Annotated in this window: 16 protein-coding genes; 6 read left to right on the forward strand and 10 right to left on the reverse strand. The window is 70.0% G+C overall.

The features are described 5' to 3' along the window. Positions 1-142 precede the first annotated feature (142 nt). The 7 genes from ACGFNP_RS19540 to ACGFNP_RS19570 all read right to left on the reverse strand — a co-directional run bounded on the left by ACGFNP_RS19540 (position 143) and on the right by ACGFNP_RS19570 (position 6,711). A complete protein-coding gene (locus ACGFNP_RS19540; RefSeq protein WP_393320252.1) occupies positions 143-1,306 on the reverse strand; it encodes an NAD(P)/FAD-dependent oxidoreductase in 1,164 nt (387 codons plus the stop codon). A 66-nt stretch (positions 1,307-1,372) separates the two neighbouring features. After that, positions 1,373-2,245, reverse strand: coding sequence for an RNA polymerase sigma factor SigJ (gene sigJ, locus ACGFNP_RS19545; protein ID WP_393320255.1), 873 nt, complete (start codon positions 2,243-2,245; stop codon positions 1,373-1,375). 251 nt (positions 2,246-2,496) lie between these two features. Further along, positions 2,497-3,093 (reverse strand): ArsR/SmtB family transcription factor, encoded by a 597-nt coding sequence (locus ACGFNP_RS19550; protein WP_393320258.1) that lies wholly within the window; start codon positions 3,091-3,093, stop codon positions 2,497-2,499. 36 nt (positions 3,094-3,129) lie between these two features. Continuing rightward, a complete protein-coding gene (locus ACGFNP_RS19555) occupies positions 3,130-3,885 on the reverse strand; it encodes a maleylpyruvate isomerase N-terminal domain-containing protein (RefSeq protein WP_393320261.1) in 756 nt (251 codons plus the stop codon). Positions 3,886-4,365: 480 nt separating this feature from the next. Continuing rightward, positions 4,366-5,379, reverse strand: coding sequence for an ABC transporter permease (locus tag ACGFNP_RS19560; protein WP_393320264.1), 1,014 nt, complete (start codon positions 5,377-5,379; stop codon positions 4,366-4,368). Then, positions 5,376-6,272 carry an ABC transporter ATP-binding protein gene (locus ACGFNP_RS19565; RefSeq protein ID WP_358316762.1) on the reverse strand — a complete coding sequence of 299 codons (897 nt, stop codon included), beginning with the start codon at positions 6,270-6,272 and terminating at the stop codon, positions 5,376-5,378. The genes ACGFNP_RS19560 and ACGFNP_RS19565 overlap by 4 nt, the downstream gene beginning before the upstream one ends. Positions 6,273-6,318: 46 nt before the next feature. Continuing rightward, entirely contained in the window at positions 6,319-6,711 is a 393-nt protein-coding gene (locus tag ACGFNP_RS19570) for a GntR family transcriptional regulator (RefSeq protein ID WP_358316759.1), read from the reverse strand. A 117-nt stretch (positions 6,712-6,828) separates the two neighbouring features. Here ACGFNP_RS19570 and ACGFNP_RS19575 point away from each other — a divergent pair, with 117 nt between their 5' ends. Both ACGFNP_RS19575 and ACGFNP_RS19580 read left to right on the forward strand, forming a co-directional pair. Beyond that, positions 6,829-8,457, forward strand: coding sequence for a CocE/NonD family hydrolase (locus ACGFNP_RS19575; RefSeq protein ID WP_393320268.1), 1,629 nt, complete (start codon positions 6,829-6,831; stop codon positions 8,455-8,457). Between the two features lie 71 nt (positions 8,458-8,528). Beyond that, positions 8,529-8,675 carry a hypothetical protein gene (locus ACGFNP_RS19580; protein WP_358040335.1) on the forward strand — a complete coding sequence of 49 codons (147 nt, stop codon included), beginning with the start codon at positions 8,529-8,531 and terminating at the stop codon, positions 8,673-8,675. Positions 8,676-8,731: 56 nt separating this feature from the next. On the opposite strand, the gene ACGFNP_RS19585 is transcribed toward ACGFNP_RS19580, so the two are convergent. Further along, positions 8,732-9,568: a helix-turn-helix domain-containing protein gene (locus ACGFNP_RS19585; RefSeq protein ID WP_393320271.1), complete on the reverse strand. Its 837-nt coding sequence runs from the start codon at positions 9,566-9,568 to the stop codon at positions 8,732-8,734. Positions 9,569-9,670: 102 nt separating this feature from the next. Between ACGFNP_RS19585 and ACGFNP_RS19590 the strand changes: the two genes are divergently transcribed. The 3 genes from ACGFNP_RS19590 (at position 9,671) to ACGFNP_RS19600 (ending at position 11,430) form a co-directional block, all read left to right on the forward strand. Then, positions 9,671-10,393 carry an SDR family oxidoreductase gene (locus ACGFNP_RS19590; protein WP_358316751.1) on the forward strand — a complete coding sequence of 241 codons (723 nt, stop codon included), beginning with the start codon at positions 9,671-9,673 and terminating at the stop codon, positions 10,391-10,393. 8 nt (positions 10,394-10,401) lie between these two features. Further along, on the forward strand, positions 10,402-10,770 hold the full coding sequence (locus ACGFNP_RS19595; RefSeq protein ID WP_358316748.1) for a hypothetical protein: 369 nt from the start codon (positions 10,402-10,404) through the stop codon (positions 10,768-10,770). A 69-nt stretch (positions 10,771-10,839) separates the two neighbouring features. Then, positions 10,840-11,430 (forward strand): hypothetical protein, encoded by a 591-nt coding sequence (locus tag ACGFNP_RS19600; RefSeq protein WP_393320275.1) that lies wholly within the window; start codon positions 10,840-10,842, stop codon positions 11,428-11,430. Here the strand turns inward: ACGFNP_RS19600 and ACGFNP_RS19605 are convergent. Continuing rightward, the gene (locus ACGFNP_RS19605) at positions 11,423-12,652 is read right to left on the reverse strand and encodes an RNA-guided endonuclease InsQ/TnpB family protein (protein WP_393320278.1); all 1,230 of its coding nucleotides are present in this window, start codon (positions 12,650-12,652) and stop codon (positions 11,423-11,425) included. The two genes, ACGFNP_RS19600 and ACGFNP_RS19605, sit on opposite strands and share 8 nt — an antisense overlap. 162 nt (positions 12,653-12,814) lie before the next feature. Further along, a complete protein-coding gene (locus tag ACGFNP_RS19610) occupies positions 12,815-13,624 on the reverse strand; it encodes an alpha/beta hydrolase (protein WP_393320281.1) in 810 nt (269 codons plus the stop codon). Between the two features lie 205 nt (positions 13,625-13,829). Between ACGFNP_RS19610 and ACGFNP_RS19615 the strand changes: the two genes are divergently transcribed. Continuing rightward, the gene (locus tag ACGFNP_RS19615) at positions 13,830-14,834 is read left to right on the forward strand and encodes an NAD-dependent epimerase/dehydratase family protein (protein WP_393320284.1); all 1,005 of its coding nucleotides are present in this window, start codon (positions 13,830-13,832) and stop codon (positions 14,832-14,834) included. Positions 14,835-14,836 lie beyond the last annotated feature (2 nt).

Genomic DNA, 14,836 nt, shown 5'->3' on the forward strand with positions numbered 1-14,836 from the left:
GGCCGCACATGCACGCATCGTCTGGTACGGCCCGGGGTACGGGGCCGCCCTCGCACTCATGCGCCGCTATCCGTACCCGCATCTCGGGCGGATCACCCGTCGCCAGCGCCCCGATTAACAACCAGATCTATGACTTTGAGCGCTATAGGGTGCTCGCGGCGGGGGCGGCCGTCTCCTCGTCGCGGGGGAAGAAGGGGAGGTCGATGTAGACGCGGTCGGCGGCGGCGAGGATCTTCGCGGCGTCGTCGACCGGCGGGTGGATCTGCTGGTTGATCCGCTTCTTGATGGCCGCGCCGTCGGCGCCCGAGGCCATCACCCTGCGGTCCCAGCCTCGGGTGAAGAGCCCACCGGCGCCGCCCAGGTCCAGGCAGGTGACGTACGGGCCGGGGGTGAAGTCGCGCAGCGGCAGGTCAAGCAGGTCGGCCGCCGCGTTGTAGCCGGCGACCTTGCCGAGCGGGGTGGCGTGCTGGCAGGCCTGCATGACCGTGTGCTCGGCGTCGAAGGCCGCCGCAGCCGTGTCCCCAGCGACGAACGCCTCGGGAAGGGCGCGCAGCCGCTGGTCCACCGGCACCCGGCCGAGGTGGTCGAGCTCGTCGGAGAGCTGCCGGGTGAGGTCGCTGGCCCTGATCCCCACGGACCAGACCACCGCGTCCGCTTCGGCCCTGGTGCCGTCGGAGAGGACGGCGTATCCGTCGCCGACCTCTGTCACCGTTGTCCCGAGGCGGCGTTCGACGCCCAGCTCGTCCAGCGCCGCCTCGATCTCCTCGCGCGGGCCCGGGCCGAGTTGCCGTCCGACCATCTCCGACCGGTCCACCAGCAGCACCCGGCCCCGGGCGGCCAGGGCTGTCGCGGCCTCCAGGCCGGTGAACCCGGCGCCGACGACCACGGCGGAGTAGCCCTCCCGGTCGCGCAGAAGATCGGTGAGCCGCCGGGCCCCGTCCAGGGTGTCGATGTCGAAGAGCCGTTCAGCGCCGGGCAGGCCCTGGGGCCGGACGAGCTTGCTGCCCGCCGCCAGCACCAGGCGGTCATAGCCGACCTCCTCGCCGTCGGCCACCACCACGCGGCGGTCGGTGTCGATCGTGCTCACCCAGGCCCGCAGGTGCTCGACGCCGATCGGCTCAAGGATCCTGCTGAGCTCCACCTTGGCCAGGTCCGGCTCCGGCTCGTACAGGCGTGGCCGCAGTACCAGGTACTCGTTGGGCGCGATGAGGGTGATGCGCAGGTCCGCCTCTCCGCGTGCCAGCGCCGCTCCCGCCGCGCTCCACACACCCGCGAAACCGCCTCCGATGATCACAACGTGTGCCATCGTGTCGTCCTCTCAGCCTCGCCCCCGGGGGATCGGGGGGTTCGGCAGGGAGTCAAGATGGCCGGCTCAGATGTGACCGATGTGGGTGAGCTTTTCGGGATTGGCCAGTCTCCTGAACGCCGTGATCCGCCCGTCGGCGATCTCCATGGTGTCGAGCCAGACCAGCTCGCCGCCGCGGTAGGTCGCCAGGGCCGGGTGCCCGTTCACCTCGATGATCTGGAACGCGTCGGGGCGCCTGATCTCGATCTGCCTGACCGCCAGCAGGGCGATCGTCTCGGCGCCCTGGACCGGCCTGCGCGCGGCGGTCACCTTGCCGCCGCCGTCGGCGACGTAGACGGCCTCGGGGTGCAGCAACTCGACGAGCGCGGCGATGTTCCCCGCGTCGGCCGCCGCTTTGAATGCCTTGAGCACGCGTTCGGCCTCGGCCCTGGACGCCCGGGGCCGCTCCTCGACCTCGGCGACCCGGGCCCGCGCGCGGGAGGCGAGCTTGCGGCTGGCGGCGGGGGTGCCGCCGAGCACCTCGGCGATCCGGCCGAACGAGAAGTCGAAGACGTCGTGCAGCACCAGCGCGACGCGTTCGGCGGGGGTGAGCCGCTCCATGACCACCAGCATCGCGGTGCTCACCGACTCGCCCATGAGCACCGGGGTGGCGGCGTCGGGCCCGGTCAGCAGCGGTTCGGGCAGCCAGGGGCCGACATAGGACTCGCGCCGGACGCGCGCCGACTTCAGCACGTTGTAGGACGTCCGGGCGGCCAGAGTCACCAGCCAGGCCCGCAGATTCCGCACCTCGGACAGGTCGGCGGCGGCGGCGCGCAACCAGACCTCCTGCGTCACGTCCTCAGCCTCGGCGACGGTGCCCAGAATCCGGTAGGCCGCCCCGAAGACCGCGGGGCGATGCGACTCCCAGTCGGCCTCCGCCAACCTGCCGGCCAGCTCCACCCTCGGTCTCCTCCCCTCTCGGGTCAGTGATCGACCTCCGATTCCAGGCAACCGGTCTCTGACCGCACCGACCGAGGAGCCTTGAGAATCGCCCTTCGGTGTAGACGCCCTCGGGGTGGTAGCCACGCCTCGACGCCTACGAACTGCTCCGACCGGCACCAGGGCAGCAGAGGAGTCTCCCGGCTCAGCCCGAACCACTGGATCGCAGGACGGCAGCGGTGGACATACTGGGCTGCTTGTCGCGCACCAGATCACCTATCTGTGGGCTGTTTCCCCACGGAAGGGTGGATAGCGATGATCAGCCGGTGGGGTCGTCCGTCGTCGGCCTGCTCGTCGTGATACTTGCTGACCAGCGAAGCCACCATTCCGGACAGCTCTTCGGCGAAGGCCGCCCGGTCGGCGGCCGAAGCGAAGCGGACCTCGCCGTCGATCGCGAACGTGGCGACCCGCTTCCTGGCCTTCGCGGCGGCGGTGATGAGGGCGCCCACGTCACGCACCAGGCGAGCGGCCACGGCCAGCAGCCAGCGGGCCGAGAGCTGGTCGGGGGCTCGGGACGGGTCGGGTTCGACCGCCGACAGGGCTGTCGGCGAGATGACGTAGGAGGCGGCCGATGCCTGCATGACGCGTTCGGTGCAGTTGCCCTTGCGCCGCTCTTCGACGAGCTCCACGAGGCCGTGGCGTTCCAGGGCTCTGAGGTGGTAGTTGACCTTCTGCCTGGCCAGACCGACCTTGGCGGCCAGCATCGTGGCCGAGCCCGGCTCGGCGAGCTCGGCCAGCAGCCGGGCGCGTACCGGATCCAGCGACACCTCGGCGGCGGCCGGGTCCTCAATCACCGCGACTTCGTACATGGCTCCACGCTGACACCGACAATTAATGCTGTCAAGCTATCTGCTGTTGTCAGTCCAGTGTGGGTCGCGGCCCAGGTAGGCGAGCAACCGGTCCTGCGCGAGGGCTTGGGGGGCGGCGTCCAACGGTAAGGCGAACCGGGCCGGGCGGTCGGCGTCGGTGGCGAAGAGGCGGGCCAGTGGCAGGAGCTCTGTCGCCATGGGCGCCGGGATGGGGCTGGGGTGACCGCAGGATCGGGCCACGTCCCAGGCGTGCACGGTCACCTCGACGGCACCGACGCCGCACACGGTCGCGGCCGTCAACGGGCAGCCGCCGATGGAGACGATGGCTGCCCGGGCGTTCGCCCAGGCGTGGAGCAGGCTGGTGGCGCGGTCCCGCAACGCGACCACAGGATCGACCTCGCCGCCGACCACCACCGGACCTACCGCGGCCGGACCTCCCAACGCCGGACCTCCCGAGGCCGGACCTCCCGAAGCCGGGCCGCCTGGCACCGGCGGGCCATGGGTGGTGGCGTTGGTGGTGTTGGGCTTGTTGTGGCTGTCGCTGATCGGCGGGACGAGGGCGACGTGGCCGAAGGCTGCGGCTTCCGCCAGTGCCGTGAACGAGTCGTTCGCGTGTGCCAGCAATGCCCGCAGGTCCCAGCCGTCGCATGGGGTGGGACGGTCCAGGTCGCCGGGCGTGACCAGGCTCAGGCAGCCCAGCGCGTAGTCGATGGCCTGCCCCAGCAGAGCGACCCCGCCCATCCAGGGATCAGCGGTGGTGTCGGCGTTGGTCGTGGGTGGGGACTTTCGCATTTTGCCTCCCTCTCTCGCTGTGCAGACAAGGCGGCGGGTGGAAAGTCACCGGTACCGCGACCCGGACCCGCCGCGGGCTCGTGGGCGGGAGCGGGGGATGCCCAGGCGGCGGGCGCGTCGTGGCGGACGCGACAGATGCGGACGCCTCGGAAGCAGCGGCGGAGCCGGGGCGGTGCTGCCGTACGGTGTGGGCGCGTTTCGCGGTTCGATGGCATGACGCATGAAGGTGTCTGTCCTTTCGATGGGACTACTGCCGCGCCGTGGCGGCCTGATTTCGGGCAGGGTCGAGTGCCCCCGGAACCTGCGTCAGGCGGTGGGTGCGCCGTTGCGGGGGAGGTACAAGGCCGGGCGTGGCGGAGAGGCGGTCGGCTGAGGCCGCTCCTCTCCGGACTGGCCGGGGTAGGAGGTCGGTCGCCGGACGTGGCGGAATGGCGGGCGGCTAAGGCCGCTCCTCGCCGGAGGGGCCGGGCGGGAGGTCGGTCAGGGTAGGCGGGTGCGGGTCCATCGGACGCAGAGCCAGGTCAACAAGGCGGAGAGGGCGAGGAAGATCGCCGTCTCGATCCCTTGCAAGGCCCAGAAGCGGCCGGCGGGCTGGTAGGTCACGAGTTGCCGGTAGCCGAGGGCGGTGAGCTTCGCGAAGCACTCCTGGCCGGCCACAGGATGGGCGTCGGACATCTGCCGCGGCGGGGCCATGCAGGTGGCCGCCCAGGGCGGCGCCGTGACTACCTGCCCGGCGGCGTCGACGGTCTCGGTGGCCAGGACCCAGGCGCCCCGCGGTCCGGCCACGGCCAGGTCCGCCAGCCCGCCGGAGCCGGTCACGCCCAGCTTCGCGACGTTCGCCGCAGTGATCGGGACGGTGTCCCGCACCGCGGGGATCACGTACGGGCGCACCGCGAAAAGCACGGCGACCTGGACGGCGACGAACACGGCGAGGGTGACGGCCATGGCGAGCACGGTGCGGCGCAGCAGAATCCCGGCGGCGACACCAAGGACGAAGGCGAAGACGGCATAGCCGACGGGCACGATCCCGCGTGCGCCGAACACCAGCGGCGAAACGCGCGGAGCGAAGGACTCGTCCCCGATCACGCCGAAGGCGGTGGAAGGCTGGCTGCCGGCGTCGATGGAACCGGCCCACCAGGTGACCGCGAGCCTGAGCAGCCCGGTCGCGATCGCGGCGGCCAGGCCGGTGATGACGAGTTTGGTGGCCAGCCAGCGGGTGCGGGTGACGGTCTGGTTCCACACCAGGCGGTAGGTGCCGGTCTCCAGTTCCCGGGTGACCAGCGGGGCGCCCCAGAAGATGCCGATGATGGCGGGCAGCCCGTACACCAGCATGATGCCGAGGTCGTACACCTGGTCCTCGGCCGAGGTGAGCCGCGCGACGCCGGAGCCGGCCAGTGGCGGGCCGATGATCACGAGGAGGATGGCGAGAGCGGCGAGGAGTCCGTACACCGCCATGGCCTGTGCGCGGAACTGCCGCCAGGTCAGCCAGATCATCGAAGTACCTCCAGGGCGCGGCGGCGGCCGGAGCCGACGCCGGCGGTCCGGCCCATGTAGGCCAGGACGAGGTCTTCCAAACCGATCGTGCTGACGGTCCAGGCGGGGTCGAGGATCGGCGCCTCGGTGTGGATGATGAGCGTGGTCTGCCGGTCGGTGTGGCTGGCGTAGATGACGTGCTGGTCCGCGGGGAGGGTGGCGAGGTCGCGGCGGGGTCCGACCAGCCGGTGGTGGGTGGCCAGGAGTTCGTCGATCTCGCCGGTGATCGCGACCTGGGAGGCGACCAGCACGATGAGGTGGTCACAGACGCGTTCCAGGTCGGCGACCAGGTGGGAGGAGAGCACGACGCTGAGTCCGTGTTCGGCGACGGCCTCCATGAGGTCCTGCAGGACCTCCCGCCGGGCGAGCGGGTCGAGGGCGGCCACCGGCTCGTCGAGGATCAGTAACTCGGGCCGTTTGGCGAGGCCCAGGGTCAGGGCGAGCTGGGCGCGCTGACCGCCCGACAGCTTCCCGGCCCGCTGGTTCGGGTCCAGGCCGAGCCGCTCGATCCGCCGGCGTGCGAGGGCGTCGTCCCAGCCCGGGTTGAGCTGGGCTCCGAGGCGCAGGTGGTCGGAGACGGTCAGCCCGGCATAGGTGGGGGTGTCCTGGGCGACGAAGCCGACCTTCGCCAGTTGCGCCGGACCGCTGCCGGGGCGGCCGCCGCACACCTCGATGGTGCCCGCCGTCGGCGTCAGCATCCCGGCGGCGAGGTTCAGCAGCGTCGACTTCCCGGCGCCGTTGGGGCCGACCAGGCCGGTCACGTGCCCGGCCGGGATCTCCAGAGTGCAGTCGGTCAGCGCCCAGCGTCGTCGGTACTTCTTGCCCAGTGCTCGGGCCCGCAGGACCGCGGTCATGAGGTCTCCTCCAGAGCCCCCATATCGATGCCCTCGCTGCGCTCGGTCACGCTATGTCCTCCTGAGCGGCGGTCCGAAAGGTGGTCATGAACAGGGCCTCGATGCTCTCGTCGTCAAGCCCGGCCAGACGGGCCTTGGCCAGCCAGCGCCGCAGGTCCTGCCGCAGCGGGCCGTGCGCGGCCAGCGAGGCGTCGGCCAGCGTCCGGGTCACGAACGTGCCGACACCCGGGCGGGCGGCTACGAGCCCGTCGTGTTCGAGTTCGCGGTATGCCTTGAGCACGGTGTTGGGGTTGATCGCCAACCGCGCCACCACGTCCTTGACCGTCGGAAGCTGGTCACCCTCTCGCAGCAGACCCAGCCTCAGCGCCTGCCGTACCTGCTGGACCACCTGCAAGTACGGCGAGACGCCGGACCGGCCGTCCAGATGGAACTCGATCACGCCTTCCTCCATTTAGCTATTCATATAGCACTTTAGACCTTGGAGAAGGCGGCTCGTCAAACTCCGCGTGGCTCGGCCTTGGAGCTCTACGCTGGGCGGCGAGCGAGAGGATTCCGCATGAGCGTGCTCGGCAGGCTGTTCGACAGGTTCCTCGGGTTGCCGGAGGCGGTGGCCGGTGAGGTCGCGGTCGCGCGTGATCTGCGGGTCACGATGCCCGACGGCGTGGTGCTGCTCGCCGATCGCTATCGGCCGCTTGGCGCCGGGCCACTGCCCGTGGTGTTGATGCGCACGCCGTACGGCAAGCACCGGATCGACTCGACGGCGTTCGCGGGCGCGCTGGCCAGGCGCGGGATGCAGGTCGTCGTCCAGAACACCCGGGGCGTCTTCGGCTCCGGCGGCCGCTTCCACCCCTTTCATCAGGAGAAGGACGACGGCCTGGCCACGGCGGCGTGGCTGCGGGCGCGGCCGTGGTGTGACGGACGGCTGGCCATGGCGGGGAGCAGCTATCTCGGGTACACGCAGTGGGCGGTCGGGCCCTACCTCGATCCGCCGCTGGAGGCGATGGGGCTGGGGGTCACGGCCAGCGAGTTCGTCAGCACGTTCTATCCGGGCGGCGTTCTGGGCCTGCACAACCTGCTGACCTGGTCGTCGCTGATCGGCACCCAGGAGGAGGCGCTGCTGGGCGGGCTGCTGCCCGACCCCCGCAAGGAGCGACGCGTACGGCGGGCCATGGCGCACGTCCCCATCGGCACGTCCGACGTGGCGGCGATCGGCAGGCCGGAACCGTTCCTGCGCGAGGTGGCGACCCACGCGGAGCCGGGCGACGACTTCTGGGCGGCCACCGACCACAGCGCGGCCGCGGCCGAGATGACCACGCCGACCAGCATGGTGACCGGCTGGTGGGACCTGTTCCTGCCCGCGCAGCTACGTGACTTCGCCGCGCTGCGGGCGGCGGGGCGGCGCAGCCGGATCACGATCGGCCCGTGGGGGCACGACCTGGGCGCGATACGCGCCATGATGATCGACCAGGTGTCGTGGCTGTCCGCGCACCTGCTCGGCGACACCGCCCAACTGCATCAGGCACCGGTACGCCTCTACCTGCAGAAGGCCAACCGCTGGATGGACTTCGACCGGTGGCCGCCCGCGGAGTCCATTCCGACGCCGCTGTACCTGCGCGACGGCCGGGGGCTCGGCTGGGAGGCGCCGGGCAAGAACGATTCGGGCACGTTCGTCTACGATCCCGCGCGCCCCACCCGATCGCCGGGCGGCCCGATGCTGTCGGCCAAGGAGCTCGGCCAGCGCGACAACCGGGAGGTGGAGCGCCGTTCCGACGTGCTCGTCCACACCGCCCCGCCGCTCACCCGGGATCTCGACCTGGTCGGACCGGTCTCGGCCGTCGTGCACGTCCGGACTGACACGGGGCATGCCGACCTGTTCGTACGGCTCTGCGACGTCGACCCCTCAGGCGTCTCCCGGAACGTCACCGACGGCATCGTTCGCCTGCCCCCAGGCTCGCAGGGCGTGACCCGGGCCGAGGTCGAGCTGCACCCGACCGGGTACCGCTTCCGCAGGGGGCACCGGCTGCGGGTCCAGATGGCGGGGGGCGCGTTCCCGAGGTTCGCGCGTAACCACGGGACCGGCGAGCCGGCGGCCGGGGCCGTGCGGACGCGGCGCACCTCGTTCGAAATCTTCCATGGCCCGGAATATCCGTCGGCATTGATCCTTCCGCTCCTAGGAAATAGATAAAAGGAACAAATGCCACTTATCGTGAACATGGTCAATTAGCGGCGGCGGGAGGGACGTCGTAGCCTCGGAAGATGGATCCGGATCGCGGTCGTCACGAATGGGGCGATCGAGGTAGAAAACGCACAGTAATCGCAGGCTGCCTGGTGGTCTGCGGCATCGGCGCGATTATCTGGCTGATTGCTCTGGGCGTGATCTGGTATTTCTTTTTACGATCATAATGCCCTTCGGGAACCAGGGCGCCGACGGTATTTCACGGGCGCGCGTCCGTGACGACTCAGAAATGCTGCAGCCCGGTCACCCGGAGCAGGTCGAGTGCCGTGGCCTCGGGGGATCCCGGCTCGGCCGAGTAGACGAGCATGGTCTGGCTGCTGTCCGGGAGCAGGAGGGTGTCGCAGTCGAGCGTGATCGTTCCCAGGCTGGGATGGCCGATGCTCTTGGACGCGGTACGCCATGGGGAGGATCGGCCCTCCCGCCAGAGCTCGTCGAATCGCGGGCTGCCACGGCGGAGTTCCCTGATCAGTTGGGCCAGGTCGGGGTCGTTGGGGTAGCGGGCATGGGCGGCACGTAGGGTGCCGACCGAGGCGCGGGCAGCCGCGTCGTCCTCGTCCGGGCCCGCGGCGACCTGGCAGCGGCTGCTACCGAGAAAGCGCTGCCAGATGAGGTTGCGTTGCCGCCGCGGCCATGCGGACATGTCGCCTTGAAGTGCCGCCGCGAGGGGATTCCAGGCCAGCACGTCGCCCTTGGCCGACAGCACCAGCACGGGCAGATCCGCCATGCGGTCCAGCAGCCGGAACACGCTCGGGCGTACGACCATCGCGATGCGTCCGGCCTGAGGCGGCTCGTGGTCGGCGAGCCGGAATATCAGGTCACGGTCATCGTCGTCGAGCCGCAGGGCCTGGGCCAACGCGGCGATGACCTGGCTCGAGGGCCGTGGCCCGCGCCCCTGCTCGAGCCGGACCACGTAATCGACGCTCAGACCCGCGAGCATGGCCACTTCCTCCCGGCGCAGACCCGGCACCTGGCGGCGCATCCCCATCGGCAGCCCGACGTCCTGCGGTCGTACCCGGGCCCGGGCTGTACGGAGTACTTCGGCGAGTTCAGGGCGGTTCACTCCTCGATGATGCCGCAGCGAGGGCGTCGGCCGGGTGGTACCGCAGGTCCCATGCCTCAGCGGTCCTGGCGAGCCAAGACGCGGGCACTGATGATCGACTCCATGACAGACGTGAAGACGGTGGCACTGGTCACCGGAGCGAACAAAGGGCTGGGCCGGGAGACCGTACGCCGCCTGGCCGAAAGACAATGGCTGGTCCTCCTGGCCGCTCGGGACCGGGAACGGGGCAGGCACGCCGCGGACACGCTGACGGGTGAGGGGCTCGACGTCGAGTTCGTCGAGCTCGACGTGACCTCGGACGAATCCGTGGCGGCGGCCGTGAAGGCCGTCGCCGAGCGCGTGGATCACCTGGATGTGCTGGTCAACAACGCCGGCGTCGGTGGTCCGTTGCTGGATCCGGCCGACATGGACGCCGACACGCTACGGGAGCTGTTCGAGGTCAACGTGTTCGGACAGGTGCGGGTTACCCACGCGTTCCTGCCGTTGCTTCGGAGGTCGGAACAGCCCCGCATCGTCATGGTGTCCAGCGCTCTCGCCTCACTGACACACGCCGGCGACCCCGCCCGCCCCGAGTCCGGCTTCCTGAGCCTCGACTATGCCTCATCGAAGGCGGCGCTCAACATGATCGTGTCCCAATACGCCCGAGCGCTGCCCGGGTTCAAGGTCAACTCTGCGGATCCGGGCAACCCCGCCACCGACATGAACCATCACACGGGTATCCATACCGTCGCCGAGGGGGCCACTGCGATCATCAAGTTGGCCACCTTGGACGCTGACGGGCCGACCGGAGGCTTCTTCGACGCCAACGGTCCCGTCCCCTGGTAGGAGCGAAGATGACCACGATTCTGACCATCGGGCTGCATCCGAGCTCGATCGACTACACCAAGCATCCGGGCCTCGATGAGGTGACACTCACCACACGGATCGAGCAGGGCAATGCGGCCCTGCGAGCGGCGGGCTTCGACGCGGTGTCGTGCCTGATCGGTACCGACCCGGACGAAGCAGAGAAGACCATCCGTGAACGGTTGTCCAAGGGCCCCGTCGGCCTGGCCATGATCGGAGGTGGTCTGCGCATGGCACCCGAGCACACCCTCCTGTTCGAACGGCTGATCAACGTACTGGTGACGACGACACCCGGAATCCGGTTCTGCTTCAACACCACACCTGAGACGACGGTCGACGCCATTCGCCGTTGGATATAACCCTCCGTCCAGGCCTGGGAACCTCTCGCCGCTCGGCGGCGTACGTCACGTGAGAGCAGGGGAGGTTCGATGAGGCGAATGGCAATCGGAGCGGTGCTCATAGTGGCTGTCGGCTGCACCACCAGCGGCCAAGTGGCGCAGCCGAGATCGGCGGCCACAGCGCCCGCCGCCACCGGCGAGGCGGGGTCGCGGACACCGGCCGGGACAGGCAAATCAGCCGGGTCGCAGGCGCCGGCTCTGTCGGAAACGCCGGCCGTGTCGCAGACGATGGCGGTGGAGACGCCGACGCCCGCCACCACCAAGGTGGCGTGTCATGGGACGTCGATGATCACCCAGGGCGGCGGGTTTCCCGAGGTGCGGGGGGTCTCGCGGGATGCCGAGGTGTGGGGGTTGCTGTTCGCTCCGGTTCCGTTCAAGCGGGGCAAGGAGGTCAAGATCGTGTGGCGGATGACCGGTGCTGGGTCGCTGAAGGTCACGGCCGCACTGCCTGACGGCACGCGGGCCAAGCCCACGTTCGGGCCCGAGCAGCATGGCGGCTCGACGTGGCACCGGCCGGGTGAGGAGTGGGGCACGGGGTTCGTGTTCCCCAAGGCCGGGTGCTACCGGGTGGACCTGACGCGGACCCGCGGATCCGGCCACCTGTGGCTTCCGATCAACTAGCACCGGCTGAAGCTGGTGGTTTGCTCTCGCGGTCCCGTCTGGCTGAGGGGAGGCCGGTAGCGTGTGGCTGGTTGATGGCAGCCCAGCCCGTAACGCCGCGTGTGGCGATGTTGCGGGCTGCGATGTGGTCGGCGTGCCCAGCGAGGCCACACCGGGTGCAGACGAACCGGCCCCGTGCCGGCCGGTTCGCCCTGCTGACGTTCCCGCAGTCCGGACAGGCCTGCGAGGTGTACGCGGGGTCGACCAGCACGAAGGCGACCCCGGCGCGGGCGGCCTTGTAGCGGGTGAACGTGATCTGCTGGGCGAACGCCCAACTGTGCAGGGTGCGCCGCTGGAGCCGGTGAGCCCTAACCCGGCCGCGGATACCCCGAAGATCCTCCAGGGCGATCCCACGGCCGGTGCGTTCGGCTTCACGCACCACGAACTTCGAGATCTGGTGGTTGAGGTCGGTCATCATCCGGTGTTCACGCCCGGACAGGCGGCGCAGCACCCGCCGCGCCGCCGACGTGCCCTTCTTCTGCAGCCGTCGGCGTTGCCGGTGCCGCCGCTCCCGCAGCGTACGCACGTGGCCGTTGCCGCCGATCGGCCCGGACAGCGCCGGGCCGGGCAGCACCACCCGGTCGGAGGTGACCGCCAGGTTCGCCACCCCTTGGTCCACCCCCACGAAGCCGTGGACGGGCTCGCGCACCGCCGGCTTGGGCCGGGTGAGGGCGACCTGCAGCAGCCACACCCCGCGCCGACAGACCAGATCGGCCTCCCCCACCGGCAGCGTGTCGATGGCTTTGAGGTCGTCTGGTCGGCCGGTGTAGGGGATGGTGACGCGGCCGGTGGGGGTCCACAGCGACACGGTGCGGGCGTCACGGTTGAAGCTCATCAGCCGGGCGTCGTAGGGGACGGCGCCATGCGGGCGGAAGATGTGGGCACGTTTCTTGGTGGCGCGCCGGTTGGCATACGCGCCGGCGACCCGGGCGATCGCCCGCACAGCCGCCTGCGCGCCCAGCCCGGCCACCTGCGCCCGCACCTCGTAGTAGGCCAGCCGGTGCAGCTCCAGCACGGTGAAGACGCGGTGCTGCCAGGCCAGGCGGGACACGACGGTGGCCGCCTGATTACACAAAAGCACCGCTGCCGCCAGCGCGTCGGCCTGGGCCGGTGTCGGCGTGAGCCGCAGTTGCACGACCGTGGGCAGGCCGTGCCGTTTGGTGGCGGAGCGGCGGATCGCCATCACGCACCTCCTGTCACAGCATCCTCACCCACCGCACACATTACCGAACGTGGCCGAGTCTTTCCATACTGTTTTCGAAAGGAGAGGTGGTGCTTCCTCCCGGCCCTGAAGGACCGGGTCTCCGCGCCACCATTCAGATGAGCCCGTCGCCGGTGAAATAAGTCAGTGGCCGAGGACGCGGTCGATGAAGGTGGTGACGTCTGTCAGGACTTCGTCCCGGTTCGTCTCGTTGAACACCTCGTGCCGGGCATCCGGATAGATCCGTTCGGTCAGATCGTCGCCGCGGATCGTCTCGATGCCGGTACGGCTGGAGGTCAGCGGAACGAGCTGGTCGTCGGCGCCGTGGATCCAGAGCGTGGGCAGGCTGCCGAGTGTTCCGCCCTTCGCGATCGAGGCGATCGTCGTGGCGAACGCCTCCAGCGTGGGTCGCTTGAACGGTCCGTGCCAGACCAGCGGATCCTCGGCGTAGGCGACGCCGACGGCCGGGTCACGCGAGAGGGTGGCCGGGTCGATGGGGATGTCGGGGAGCTCTTCGAGGGACAGCAGGACGGGGATCACCTCCCATTCGCCGATCACCGGGCCCGACAGGACGAGCGCGGCCAGCCCGTCGCCGTAGCGCTGGGCGTAGCGGGCCGCGATCATGCCGCCCATCGAGTGGCCGATCAGCACCACCGGTACGCGCGGATGGTCGGCCCTGGCCTGTTCCTCCACGGTATGCACGTCGGACACCACGTCCTCGAAGTCGACGACGAGTGCCCGGTCGCCCGCCGACTTGCCGTGGCCGACGTGGTCGAGTCCGTAGACCGCGGCGCCGTGCCGTACCAGGGTGTCGGCCACGTACTCATAACGGCCGATGTGCTCGCCGTACCCGTGGACCAGGACGGCGATGTAGCGCGGCTCATCGTGCGGCCATTCCCGCACCACGATCGTGGCGCGCGTGCCGGTGAACGTGCGTTCCCTCGAACTGGCCATGTCACTCCGTGCGTCGGAATGCGGCGAGCGTACGCCCCGCCCGGCCCAGCGGTCCAGCATCCGGACAAGGGATGAAAAATTACTGCCATGCGTGACAAGTGTGGCGAAAACTGTTTTAATCCCACGCTAGGTGCCACCGGGGCGGCACAGGCCCCGTGTGACCGTTTTTCCTCGAAATCACGGCTTCGTGGGGAAAGGCAGGCCCGTGGGAGCTCCAAGTGGCGAAGTCATCGTCACGGGCGGTCTCGGATTCATCGGCTCACATCTGGTGGACGCGTATCTTGCCGCGGGCCACCGAGTAATGATCATCGACTCCAACGCGGGCGCGGTCATCGACGGCGAGGACTACGACGCCGACCCCCGCTGCACGGTCGTCCGGCAGCGGGTGGAGGACTACCTGGCGGCAGGCGGCGACTTCACCGGTGCCGACCGCGTCATCCACGCCGCCTCGTACGTCGGCCCCGCGAGCATCCTGTCCAGAGCCGGCCGGCTCGGGCACGACATCATCGGCAGCACCGCGCCGGTCATCGACGCCTGCATCGGCGCCGGTGCGCCGCTGTGCCTGTTCAGCTCGGCCGAGGTGTACGGCCGCAGCGGCGTGCTCGACGAGAAGGACGACATCCTCGTACCGACGCAGTACAACACCCGCATCGAGTACGCGATCGCCAAGACGCTGGCCGAGGCGATGGTCTCCAACAGCCGTCAGCACGGGCTGCGCGGGGTCGTCATCCGCCCGTTCAACGTGGCGGGGGCGCGGCAGTCGCGGGCGGGCGGGTTCGTCATGCCGACGTTCGTCCAGCAGGCGCTGGCCGAGAAGCCGATCACCGTGTTCGCGGGCGGCGAGCAGGTCAGGGCGTTCATCGCGGCGAGCGACCTGACCAGGTTTCTCATCGGCTACATGGACGCGGCGCTGGACAGCGACGACATCATCATCAACGTCGGCAACCCGGCGAACGCGATCACCATCATGGAGCTGGCCCACCGGGTGAAGGACCTGCTCGGCAGCCCGTCGCCCATCGTCAGCGTCGACGGCAGGAGCGTCCACGGGCCGCACTACGCCGAGGCCGAGTCGTTCCACAAGATCCCGGCGCTGCGGGCGGCGACGGGGCTCGGCTGGCAGCCGCGGATCGCGCTCGACGAGCTGATCCTGAGCACCGCCGAGTACTACCGCGCCCGCGAGGATCGGAGGGCAGTGAATGCGCCGCTTTGACC

The sequence above is a fragment of the Nonomuraea sp. NPDC049269 genome, from assembly GCF_043197155.1.
Classification (GTDB): domain Bacteria; phylum Actinomycetota; class Actinomycetes; order Streptosporangiales; family Streptosporangiaceae; genus Nonomuraea.